At 59.2% G+C, this 12,179-nt stretch carries 10 protein-coding genes; 6 read left to right on the forward strand and 4 right to left on the reverse strand.

Annotation, left to right across the window (positions count from 1 at the left end):
* The first annotated feature begins 73 nt into the window (after window positions 1-73).
* Window positions 74-1,594 (forward strand): aldehyde dehydrogenase family protein, encoded by a 1,521-nt coding sequence (gene exaC, locus RVM26_RS01210; RefSeq protein ID WP_498940309.1) that lies wholly within the window; start codon window positions 74-76, stop codon window positions 1,592-1,594.
* 123 nt (window positions 1,595-1,717) lie between these two features.
* Entirely contained in the window at window positions 1,718-2,746 is a 1,029-nt protein-coding gene (gene adhP / locus RVM26_RS01215) for an alcohol dehydrogenase AdhP (RefSeq protein ID WP_287808681.1), read from the forward strand.
* Window positions 2,747-2,817: 71 nt separating this feature from the next.
* On the opposite strand, the gene dauA is transcribed toward adhP, so the two are convergent.
* The 3 genes from dauA to RVM26_RS01230 all read right to left on the reverse strand — a co-directional run bounded on the left by dauA (window position 2,818) and on the right by RVM26_RS01230 (window position 7,337).
* On the reverse strand, window positions 2,818-4,554 hold the full coding sequence (dauA, locus tag RVM26_RS01220; protein ID WP_498940311.1) for a SulP family inorganic anion transporter: 1,737 nt from the start codon (window positions 4,552-4,554) through the stop codon (window positions 2,818-2,820).
* A gap of 159 nt (window positions 4,555-4,713) precedes the next feature.
* Window positions 4,714-6,762: a choline BCCT transporter BetT gene (gene betT, locus RVM26_RS01225; protein WP_287808683.1), complete on the reverse strand. Its 2,049-nt coding sequence runs from the start codon at window positions 6,760-6,762 to the stop codon at window positions 4,714-4,716.
* A 188-nt stretch (window positions 6,763-6,950) separates the two neighbouring features.
* A complete protein-coding gene (locus RVM26_RS01230) occupies window positions 6,951-7,337 on the reverse strand; it encodes a hypothetical protein (RefSeq protein WP_096921413.1) in 387 nt (128 codons plus the stop codon).
* Between the two features lie 158 nt (window positions 7,338-7,495).
* On the opposite strand from RVM26_RS01230, the gene RVM26_RS01235 reads away from it, so the two are divergent.
* From RVM26_RS01235 to RVM26_RS01250, 4 genes are all read left to right on the forward strand, one after another.
* Entirely contained in the window at window positions 7,496-7,750 is a 255-nt protein-coding gene (locus RVM26_RS01235) for a hypothetical protein (RefSeq protein WP_498940313.1), read from the forward strand.
* Between the two features lie 205 nt (window positions 7,751-7,955).
* On the forward strand, window positions 7,956-9,707 hold the full coding sequence (locus RVM26_RS01240) for an acyl-CoA synthetase family protein (RefSeq protein WP_498940315.1): 1,752 nt from the start codon (window positions 7,956-7,958) through the stop codon (window positions 9,705-9,707).
* Window positions 9,708-9,742: 35 nt separating this feature from the next.
* Complete coding sequence (locus RVM26_RS01245) at window positions 9,743-10,639, forward strand: bile acid:sodium symporter family protein (RefSeq protein WP_287808686.1); 897 nt, start codon at window positions 9,743-9,745, stop codon at window positions 10,637-10,639.
* Window positions 10,640-10,793: 154 nt separating this feature from the next.
* Window positions 10,794-11,360: a Bug family tripartite tricarboxylate transporter substrate binding protein gene (locus tag RVM26_RS01250; protein WP_498940317.1), complete on the forward strand. Its 567-nt coding sequence runs from the start codon at window positions 10,794-10,796 to the stop codon at window positions 11,358-11,360.
* 107 nt (window positions 11,361-11,467) lie between these two features.
* On the opposite strand, the gene RVM26_RS01255 is transcribed toward RVM26_RS01250, so the two are convergent.
* Window positions 11,468-12,172, reverse strand: coding sequence for a response regulator (locus RVM26_RS01255; protein ID WP_016916247.1), 705 nt, complete (start codon window positions 12,170-12,172; stop codon window positions 11,468-11,470).
* Window positions 12,173-12,179 lie beyond the last annotated feature (7 nt).

Raw genomic sequence — 12,179 nt, forward strand, 5'->3', positions numbered from 1 at the left:
ATACCGGGATTGCCTTCGGTGACCAACACTGAATAGGCACCTTTTAATAATCATAATACTCAGGAGCAGTACCATGATCTACGCCAACCCAGGTGAATCGGGCTCAGTCGTCTCGTTCGAAAAACGCTATGGCAACTACATCGGCGGTGAGTTCGTACCTCCGGTGAAGGGCCAATACTTCGACAACATTAGCCCAGTCAATGGCAAAGTGTTCTGTGAAATTCCCCGCTCCAGCGCCGAAGACATCGAAAAAGCGCTGGATGCCGCCCATCAGGCAGCGCCTGCCTGGGGCAAGACCTCCGCGCAAGAGCGCAGCAACATTCTGCTCAAGATCGCCGACCGCATAGAGCAAAACCTCGAAATGCTGGCCGTGGCCGAAACGTGGGATAACGGCAAGGCCGTGCGGGAAACGCTCAATGCCGACATTCCGCTGGCGGTCGACCATTTCCGTTACTTCGCGGGCTGCCTGCGGTCCCAGGAGGGCACCGCGGCCGACATTGACGCCAATACCGTGGCCTATCACTTTCACGAGCCGCTGGGGGTCGTCGGGCAAATTATCCCCTGGAACTTCCCCATTCTGATGGCTGCCTGGAAGCTTGGCCCCGCGCTGGCTGCCGGGAACTGCGTGGTGCTCAAGCCCGCCGAGCAGACGCCCGCTTCCATTTTGAAAGTGGTCGAGGTGATCGGTGACCTGCTGCCGCCTGGCGTGCTCAATATCGTCAACGGTTTCGGCGCGGAAGCCGGTCAGGCGCTGGCCACCAGCAAGCGTATTGCCAAGATTGCCTTTACCGGCTCGACGCCCGTAGGGTCGCATATTCTCAAGTGTGCGGCCGAGAACATCATTCCCTCTACTGTCGAGCTGGGCGGCAAGTCGCCCAATATCTACTTCGCCGATATCATGCAGGCCGAACCGTCCTTCATCGATAAGGCGGTCGAGGGCCTGGTACTGGCCTTTTTCAACCAGGGCGAAGTGTGTACCTGCCCGTCGCGTGCGCTGATTCAGGAGAGCATGTACGACGAGTTCATGGCCAAAGTGCTCGAACGCACCAAAACCATCAAGCGCGGCAACCCGCTGGATACCGATGTCCAGGTAGGCGCTCAGGCCTCCCAGGAGCAGTTCGACAAGATCATGTCCTACATGGACATCGCCCGTGACGAGGGCGCGGAGTTCCTCACTGGGGGTGACAAGGAGACCCTCGACGACAGCATCAACAGCGGTTACTACATTCAGCCCACGCTGCTGAAAGGCAATAACCAGATGCGCGTGTTCCAGGAAGAGATCTTTGGCCCGGTGGTGGCCGTCACGACCTTCAAGGACGAAGAGGAAGCGCTGGCCATCGCCAACGACACCGAGTTTGGCCTGGGGGCAGGCGTGTGGAGCCGCGACATCAACGTGGCCTTCCGCATGGGGCGTGGCATTCAGGCAGGCCGCGTGTGGACCAACTGCTACCACCAGTACCCGGCCCATGCGGCCTTCGGTGGCTACAAGAAGTCCGGGGTTGGCCGTGAAACCCACAAGGTCGCGCTGGAACATTACCAGCAGACCAAAAACCTGCTGGTCAGCTACGACATCAACCCGCTGGGCTTTTTCTAGCCTGCATCTATGTATAACGCCGCCCGGCACCTGCCGGGCGGTATTGTCAGTCCCCCCTGACGCTTACTCTATTGATAAGAGCCGTTTTCAAATGGCCGTATCGACCATCAAGAGGAGTTGCACATGGATAGCACAATGCGCGCGGCAGTGGTTCGCGAGTTTGGTCAGCCGCTGGTCATCGAAGAAGTCGATGTACCTCGTCCCAAACAGGGCGAAGTATTGATGAAAGTGGCGGCCTCCGGGGTTTGCCATACCGATTTACACGCCGCCCACGGTGATTGGCCGGTCAAGCCTTCGCCACCGTTCATTCCTGGGCATGAGGGCGTCGGCTACATCGTGGCCGTTGGAGAGGGCGTCTCCCATGTCAAAGAGGGGGACCGCATTGGTGTTCCCTGGCTCTACTCCGCCTGTGGCTACTGCGAGCACTGCCTGGGCGGGTGGGAGACGCTGTGCGAATCTCAGCAAAACACCGGCTATAGCGTCAACGGCGGCTTTGCCGACTATACATTGGCAGATGCAGGCTATGTGGGGCGCCTGCCGGAGTCAGTGGATTTCATCGATATCGCTCCGGTGCTGTGCGCTGGGGTGACGGTCTATAAAGGCTTGAAGATGACCGACACTCGCCCGGGCCAGTGGGTGGTGATCTCCGGGATTGGTGGGCTGGGGCACATGGCCGTGCAGTATGCCAAGGCCATGGGGCTGAACGTCGCAGCGGTGGATATCGATGACGGCAAACTTGCCCTGGCCGAACGTCTGGGGGCGACGGTGACGGTCAACGCCATGAAAACCGACCCGGCGGCCTATCTGAAGAAGACCATTGGCGGTGCTCATGGGGCATTGGTCACGGCCGTTTCACCGAAGGCTTTCGATCAGGCGCAAAACATGCTGCGTCGCGGTGGCACGCTGGTGCTGAATGGGCTGCCGCCCGGCGATTTTCCGCTGCCGATCTTCAACACGGTACTCAACGGCATTACCATTCGCGGGTCCATCGTCGGCACACGCAGCGACCTGCAGGAAGCGCTGGACTTCGCTGCCGAAGGCAAGGTGAAGGCCACGGTAGCGACAGATACGCTAGATAATATCAACGATGTCTTCCAGCGCATGATCGACGGCAAGATCGAAGGTCGCATCGTGTTGGACATGGCGAGCTAATAGCCAGTGAATGGCATCACCTCAGGGGAAGGCTACTTCCCCTATTTTAGTACTTCACACCCCCAGGTTCGCTATCGGCCACCACCTAGCCAGCGGCGAGACATACGCTCCGCGTGAGCAAGCGTACGGACGACCGCCAGTTTGCCTGTTTCACGCTTGATGCCTGCGCGCTTCAGTTTCAACGCCAGGCGTGGCGGTAGCCCCACGAAGATGATCCCTACGCCTTGCTCGCCCAGCTCTCGGCGCAGCGACGCCAGTGCCACGATGGCGGTGGTGTCCAGGCTGGGCACCTCGTGCATGTCTAGCACGACCATACGAACGTCGGAGTCCACGATGCGTAGCGTGGCGATGGCCTTTTCGGCGGCGCCAAAAAACAGCGGGCCGCTCATCCTGTAGAGTGCGGCCTCTGGTGGAAAGCACTCTCCTGTAGAGGGTGAGTCCAGGCGCTGAGTATGGGTCAGTTGAGCCATTCGGCGGATGAACAGGGCGGCTGCCAGCCCGATACCGACGGCCACCGCGATGACCATATCGAAAATCACCGTCAGCCCGAAGCAGATGAGCAGCACCGCCACATCGCTGGCGGGGGCGCTTTTCAGCGTATGCATGAAGTGGCGCGCCTCGCTCATGTTCCAGGCAATGATGAACAGCAGCGCCGCCAGAGAGGCCATGGGAACAAACCCCAACAGGCCTGCCAACGCCACCACGGCCAGCAACACCACCAGCGAATGCACCACGGCAGCGATAGGTGAAAAGGCACCGCTCTTGACGTTGGTGGCAGTCCGAGCCAAGGCCGCCGTGGCGGTAATGCCACCAAAAAAAGGCACCACCATGTTGCCCAGGCCTTGGCCAATGAGCTCGGCATTGGGGTCGTGGCGGGTGCGTGTCAAACCATCCGCTACAACGGCACACAGTAGCGACTCGATGGCGGCCAGTAGCGCGATGGCCAGGGCGGGGCCCAGCAGCGCCTGAATCAAGGCAAAGTCGATCACCAGTGGCTGACCATCGGCGCCGGGAAAATGCCACGGGGCGATCAGCCCAGGGGCGAAAGGGGGAATGCCGTTGCCGTGTTCACCGCCAAGCTCCCAACTGAAGCGAGACGCAATGGTGTCCACTTCTATTCCGCCCCACAGTAACAGCGTGGCGGCCAACGTACCGATGGCCAGGCCTGCCAGCGGCGCGGGGAGGGGAGTGTGCAAGCGTGGCCAAATCAATAGAACGGCCAGCGTGACCATCCCCACGCTGAGCTCTTCCAGCGACAGGCTCGGCAGTGCCTGGCCAATCAACAGCAGGTTGTGCAGGGTACTGTCGCCGAGCGTAATGCCGCTCAAACCAAGAAAGTCAGGCAGCTGCAGCAGCGCAATCACCACGCCGATGCCCGCTGTAAAGCCCAGAATGACCGGGTAGGGCACGTATTGGATCAGGCTGCCCAGCCTGGAAAGCCCGAGGGCCACCAGGATGACGCCCGCCATGAACGTGGCAATGAGCAGCCCGCCGAGACCATGGTGGGCGACGATAGGAAAGAGGATGACCACGAACGCTGCCGTTGGGCCGGAGATGTTGAACCGCGACCCACCGGTCAAGGCAATGATGGCACCGGCGACGATGGCGGTGTAAAGCCCGTGTTGTGGGGGCACCCCCGTAGCTACGGCCAAGGCCATGGAGAGGGGCACCGCGACCACGCCGATGGTCAATCCCGCCAGAACATCGCGCTTCAACCGATCCAGCGTATAGCCTTCACGCCACGCCTGTAACAGAGCACTACCAGGCATCGGGAATACATATCCCGACGTGCGAGCGTCACGAGACATGGGAAAGCCTCCTCAACGATAAGCCAAACAAGCTCTTACGCTACGCCTGAGCCTGCGTTCTCACAACAAGGCGTTAGTCTCGACCGTTCGTCTCGAACAGGCATAAAAAAATCCCGGCACGGTGGCCGGGATAGAGATTGCAGGGAGAACATGCTGACGCTACATCTGGGCGTCTTCTGGTGGCTCGCCGATGGTGCCGGGCATGGCTTGCACATGGCCCATCTGCTCCCCGGCCAGGGTCAGGAAGTGCAGGTGGCGTTCGTACTCGGCCACCAGATCGCCAATCACCTGACCACGGGTATAGCCGTTGAGGTCTTTATCCTGGCCGCCTTCGGCCAGATAGACATCCAGGCGCACATAGAAGTCATCGTCTGCCGGGATGAAGCTCGGGGTGCGCATGCGGTGCGGGCAGACCTGATAGACAAAGCTGGTGGCTTCGCCAAAGTCGACCTGCAGCGTCAAGGTGGGCAGCGACTCGCCTTCCACCTGCTCTTCGGTCACGTTGGCGGTTTGGCCACGGCTTTCGAGCTCCTGGGCAAACTGGGTCATGGCGGGACGGATCGCGTGCTCGATGGTGGCCGCTGCCCCGGCACGGTTGGAGGTATCCAGCGCACGGTCCAGGCGCTCGCGCCAATCGCCGCCAGGCGCACTACCTGCAATCATGCGGCGTGCATCGGCCTTGCTGCCTTCCAGCTTCAAGGCTTTGTAGGTGCCTACCATGATGGCAAAAATCACCACCGAGAACGGCAGGGCGGTGATCACCACGGCGCTTTGCAGTGCGTTCAGTCCGCCTGCCATCAGCAGTGCCACGGTAATCAGGCCGATCACGGCCGACCAGAAAATGCGCAGCTTCACCGGGGCATCATGGTTCACGTCGCTCAGAATCGAGGTGAAGTTGGCCAGTACCAAAGCGCCGGAGTCGGCAGAAGTAATGAAGAACACAATGCCCAGCACGGTGACCACAGCGGCGGTGATACCGACGTAGGGGTAGTACTCCAGCAGCGTGTAGAGGGTGGTTTGCGGCGAGTTCAACGCCTGTTCGCCCAGCTCGGCGACGCCTTGATTGGCGACCAGCTCGATACCGCTGTTACCGAAAATGGACATCCACACCATCATGAACGACAGCGGAATGAACAGCGCACCGGCGACGAATTGGCGAATAGTGCGGCCACGAGAAATACGCGCCAGGAACAGGCCCACGAAAGGCGTCCAGGCAATCCACCAGCCCCAGAAGAAAATGGTCCACCACATTTTCCACTCCTGGGCGCCTTCGTCGGCAAACGCGTAGGTATCGAAGCTGGCAGCGACAAACCCGGAGAGATAGTCACCGGCGTTGTTCACCACCTTGTCGAGCAGGGTCAGGGTATCGCCGGAAAACAGCACGAACAGCATCAGCGCCAGCGCCAATAGCATGTTGAACTCGGAGAGGCGGCGAATGCCCTTCTCGACCCCGGTCACCACGGAAATGGTGGCCAGCACCACGACCAGACCAATCAGAATGATCTGTACCGTCAACGTCTCGGGAACGTCGAACATGTAGTTGAGGCCGTAATTGAGCTGCAGAACGCCAATCCCAAGACTGGTGGCGATACCGAACACGGTGGAAATGACCGCCGTGATATCCACGGCATTACCGATGGGGCCGTGGATGCGCTTGCCCAGCAGTGGGTAGAGGGCGCTGCGGATCGCCAGTGGCAAGCGGTGGCGGTAGCTGAAGTAGGCGAGTGCCATGCCCATCAGCACGTAGAGCCCCCATCCCGAAAGCCCCCAGTGCAGGTAAGTCTGAACGACAGCGTTGCGCATGGCCTCTTGGCTTTCAGGCGTCAGGTCCGGCGGGGCCAGGTAGTGGGCCACCGGCTCTGCCACGCTGAAAAACAACAGGTCAATGCCAATGCCGGCAGCAAACAGCATGGCGGACCAGGAGAGCAGCGAGAACTCCGGGCGTGAATGGTCCGGGCCCAGGCGTATGCTGCCGAAGCGCGACATGCCGATCAGCACCACGAACACCAGGTAGGCGACGATGGCGAGCATGTAGTACCAGCCGAAGGTGGTACTGACCCAGGCCAGGCCCGCGTCGAAAAAAGCGCCTGCCTGCTCGGTAAACAGCATGGTCATCACCAGAAAGATGAGTATACCGGCGACGCTGCCGTGGAAAACCACGGGGTTGAGTCGATCCCGCGAGGGGAGGGTCGAGTTGTCTTTCGCCATGGAGGCGGACTCCTGTTGTTAAGACAAGGGAAGAATTATTTTTGAATGAACGTTCAAATAAAATACGCGGTTTGCTACGCCAGTTCAAGTGACGAGCCAACCACGTAAAATGTTGAAACAGGAGTATAGATAGCCCTGCGCCCAGCAGAGCTGGGCGCAGGGTGGCAGGACGAACGTTAAATCAACGCTTATTCAGCATTGGCCTGATCACCGTGGCGGCCACCACGCTTGCCGTGCTCCTGACGGTATTCGGCGTGCACCTCGTGCATGGCATCCCGCAGTGCCTGCTGCTCTTCATCTGACAGAATGTCTGCAACGCGGGCCTGATGCTCCTCACGCAGCGCCATGACCGCTTCACGATGCTCGGCATGGGCCTGATTCAGTGCGGTTTGCTGCTCTTCGCTCAGCTCGGCGCGCTGGTAAACTTCCTGGCGGCGCTCTTCCATGCGCTCGTGCATGGCTTCACGGTCCATGCCACGGTGCTCATGTTGCTCGGCCTGTGCGGTGAACGCCAGGGGCATCAGGGCAATGGCCAGAAAGGCAGGAGCAAAACGTTGGCTAAGAGACATTTTCATGGCATACCTCATGGGTCATTAATGGGCTAATGTTGACCATGGCAGTATCCAGGGGCTTGGTGTAAATCGGTTGCAGGAAGTGTGCAACAACCGTGGTCTTATGCGGAGGGGCAAGGATCACGCCACAGGGTGAGGGGCACAGGAAACAGGAGAACACCATGCCAGAACTTGGATTCATTGGCCGCTATGCGCGCCTGGGCGCGCTGGTAGCGCTGCTCAGTGGCTGTGGTGCCACCCATCAGGCCAGCCAGGGTGAACCGGCCATCGAACGCCAGGGCCTGCGGGAGGCGCTGCCGTTCACGGCGCTGGTCCAGCAGCGCTATACCCCGGACGACTGGCCCGAGCCGCTGGTGGCCGATGTGCTGCTCCCCCGCACCGAGGGCGCGGGAACTAGATGTCAGAGGGTTGTGTGAGGGCCGAGCTGACGGGGCCAGTGCGTCTTGCGCTTGGCCCATTTTTTTATTTGACGCCCCACCTGGCGAAAGCAAAAATTAAAACGGTTGACTTAAACTCAGCGGCTGCGTTATTCCATGGAGAGCCTGTGCGGTAGAAAAACATGTAGAAAGCTAATAAAAACAATGGCCCCTTCATGAAAGGGCCCCAACGAAGAGAATGTGCATGTCAAATGATCACTTCTATGACAGCGCGCCGTGGGCACATCTTTATGGCACCCACCATCACGCAATAGGTGACCAGCCGCAGCCGCGCTTTGCCAGTATTCCCGCGATGGTCACTGCGGCAGCCCAGCAGTTTGGCTCCCACACCGCGTTCACCACCTGCATGCCCAACGGCATGAATGGCACGCTTGCTTATCGGCAGACGGATACTCTCTCCGATGCGTTTGCGGTTTACCTGCGTGACACCCTGGGACTTGCCAAAGGCGACCGCGTTGCGGTGCAAATGCCCAACTGTCTCGCGCTTCCGGTGGCCATTTTCGGCGTTTTGAAAGCGGGCTGTGTGCTGGTGAACGTCAATCCGCTCTATACGCGTCGAGAAATGGAGCATCAGTTCAATGATGCTGGCGTCAAGACGCTTGTCATCATGGATATGTTTGCCGACAAGCTGGAGGACGTGCTCCCCAACACTGGCATTCAGCACGTCGTACTCACGTCGCTTTCGCAATGGTTTTCACCAGTCGTACGCACGGTATTGGATGCCGTACTGAAATATTGGAACAAAGCCATCCCCAGGCACTCGCTGAACGCCGTGACGTTGAGCCAGGCCATTCAAACGGGTAGCGAACGGCAAGCCGAACAAGGCATTGACGTGGCGCGCTACTGGCAGGCTACCGCGCGTGAAGACACCGCGCTGTTGCAGTACACCGGCGGCACCACCGGCGTCAGTAAAGGCGCAGAGCTGACGCACGGCAATCTGCTGAGCAATTTAGAACAGGTCGATCTGGTGGTTGACAGCCACATAGAGGTTGGCAAAGAGTGCGTTCTCACCGCACTGCCCATCTACCATATCTTCGCGTTTACGGTGAACCTGCTGGCGTTCTACAGCAAAGGGGCGCACAACGTGCTCGTGCCCAGCCCGCGGCCTATCCAGAACTGCCAGCGCGCTTTTGATAACTACCCGATCTCCTGGATTTCAGGCGTCAATACGCTGTTCAACGCGCTGCTCAACGAAGAGTGGTTCACCGTGTACCCGCCTAAAAACATGAAAGTGGCGATGGCGGGCGGCACCGCGCTACATAAATCCGTCGCTGAGCGCTGGCGCGCGGTGGTCGGCACACCGATTGCCGAAGGCTACGGGCTGACAGAAAGCTCTCCGGTGATCTGCTTCAACCCGATTGGGCATGAGCGTGCTGACAGCATCGGCATTCCCGCGCCGTTTACCCAGGTGCGCATCGTCGATGAACAGGGCGTGACGGTTGCCCCGGGCGAGCCTGGCGAGATTATCGCGCGCGGCCCACAAATCATGAAAGGTTACTGGAACAACCCGGAAGAGACTGCCAAAACGCTGAAAGGTGGCTGGCTTTACACCGGCGATGTGGGAACCATGTCAGAGGATGGTCACTTTCAAATCGTCGACCGTAAAAAAGATATGATTCTGGTCAGTGGATTTAACGTTTACCCCAACGAAGTAGAAGACAGCATTGCACGCTTACCTCAAGTGCAAGAGTCCGCCGTCATTGGTGTCCCCGACGATCAGACAGGCGAAGCGGTTCACGCCTACGTCGTGCTGCGTGAACAGGGGCTAAGCGCCAAGGACGTTATCCGGCACTGTAAAACAGAGCTTGCCGCCTACAAGGTTCCCAAAAAAGTGGTGTTCTGGGATGAGCTGCCCAAAACCCCTGTTGGCAAGGTGCTGCGCAAAGAAGTGCGTGCCATCGTGCAGGGCAGTCACGCCGAGACTCAACAACAATAACCGCAAACAGCGGCAGGCTACGGAGTTACAGCACCATGCTAAGCCCATTGGAAGAAAGCTTACTGTCGATCATGATGGTGATCATCATGTTCGGCATGGGGGCATCGCTCACCTTCAAGGACTTCAAACTCTCCATGCGCCACCCCCAGGCCATTGGGGTTGGCTTCTCATCGCAGTATCTGCTGATGCCTTTTATCGCCTTTGCCCTGGCGCGCCTTCTCGACCTGTCGGTTGAACATACCGTGGGGCTAGTGCTGATGGGGTGCATGCCGGGCGGCACGACCTCCAATATTTTTGCCTACTTCTCACGAAGCCTGCTCAGCCTCAGCATCATGATGACCATCTGCTCCACGCTGGCGGGCTTTGTTCTGGTGCCGCTGTGGATGGCGTTTTATACCCAGGGGATCGATGACGCCTTCCGCATACCGCCCGACCAAATTGGCCGCTTGCTGTTCGTACTGCTGATTCCAACGCTGTTGGGCATGTGGATACGCCGTAAAAATGCCAACCTTGGCGCCGTCATTGAGCTGGTAGGTGGCGTGTTGGGGGCTATCGTGATCGTGTTTCTGGTGGTGACGTGGGCACCGCGCAACTGGCGCTTGCTGATGGAGACCAGCTGGCAGGTATATGCAGCGGTGATTCTGCTCGGTTTGGTGGGTTTTCTGTTCGGTTATTTATTCTCCCGCGTGCTCAAACTCAACCCGCAAAAAGCCCGCACGGTATCTCTTGAAACGGGGATTCAAAACGGCCCGCTGGCCGCATTGATCGTCATCATGACGTTCAGTGGCGAAACACAGCAGCTGATTCTGCTCATACCCGTCATGTATTCGCTGTTTATCGTGCTGAATTCCACGGCCGTAGCAGTGTTTTACCGCAAGCTAACGAAAAAGGAGGAATTGGCCCGCGATCAAGCCAAGGTCGAACCTGCGTAGGTCGGTCGGAAGGTTCAGCCGGAGGGCAGGTGCGGGGACTAGACTTTAGTTGGTTTTGATCCCCGTGCAAGGTTGATGACAGTTTCGTGGGATAGCGTTGTTCTCTACAGGCAGCCGCCTGATTCTAACAACACGCACAACAAGAGACATCGCTATGCTCAAGCAACCTGTCAGCTCGTTTCCTCGCGCGCTCAAATCCCTGCTGGTGGGCGCCACCGTCACGGTAGCGTCACTGGCCATGGTGCTGCCTGCTGCAGCAGACAGCTACCCGGAACGCCCGCTCAACATGGTCGTCGGGTTTGGTACCGGCGGCAGCGCCGATCGGTTGGCCCGCTTGATGTCGGGATACATCTCCGAAGAGATTGGCGTACCCATTCAAGTCACCAACCGCCCCGGGGCGGGTACTCAGGTCGCTTCCAACTACGTGCTGAACGTACCGGACGACGCCTACACCGTTTATGCCTCCACCTTCGCCCCTTACCTGACCAACTCGATTCTGACGGGTGGGGCCAATTTCAGCGTGGATGACTTCTCTTACATCAATTTTCAGTGGTTCGACCTCGACCTGATCGCAGCCAACAAGGACAGCGGTTACGACGACCTGCCTTCGCTTTTGGAGGCGATTCGTGAGCAGCGCGGCCAGGTGCGCGGTGCCGTGGTACAAGGCTCGGCGGGCCACCTGATGGTGCGGTTGCTGCTGGAAGAAGCCGGTATCCCCTAACGTCGAGGCAATCGAGCGCGCAAGATTGTCGTTATCTTCTACGATGAGCGCTTTCATGGTGCATTGACCCGTAGCGGTGCCCAAGTGCGCCTGTCGATCTGCCAGGCTTACCCTTCGGGCTGATATTTGTAACCCACACCATACACCGAGCGAATGATTTCCTGCTCGGGCAGGGCTTCGGTGATCTTTTTGCGCAGCTTCTTGATATGGCTGTCGACAGTACGTTCGGACACGATACGGTTGTCGCGATACATGTGGTCCATCAACTGCTCGCGGCTGAAAATACGCCCCGGCGACTGCATCATAACGCGTAATAGCTGAAACTCCACGGCGGTGAGCCCCAGGTCCTGGCCATTGACGAGGGCCTGCCAGCCCTCTTCATCCAGGGTGACCGGCGCTTGCCGTGTGGTCGGGGTGTGGCCGGTGGCCTCGGCAATGGCCTGGCTGCGGCGCAGCACGGCCTTGACCCTGGCCACCACCTCGCGGGGGCTGAACGGCTTGCAGATGTAGTCATCGGCGCCCAGCTCCAGCCCCAGCAGCCGGTCCACCTCCTCGACCTTGGCCGTTACCATGATGATGGGCAGCAGCGGCCACTGCTGGCGTATTTCCCGGCACAGGGTGAGGCCATCCTTGCCGGGCAGCATGACGTCCAGCAGTACCAGCGCCGGTGAGTGCTGGGTGAGCCAGGGCATCACGTCGCTGCCATGGCCGATGATGGTGGGGGCGAAGTTATGGCTGCCAAGGTAGTCCGCCATGAGCCTGGCAATTTTGGGTTCGTCTTCGACGATCAGCAGGGATGCTTCCTGGGTCATGGTCAAC

It is taken from the genome of Halomonas sp. KM072 (assembly GCF_050710315.1).
Lineage (GTDB): Bacteria > Pseudomonadota > Gammaproteobacteria > Pseudomonadales > Halomonadaceae > Vreelandella > Vreelandella hamiltonii.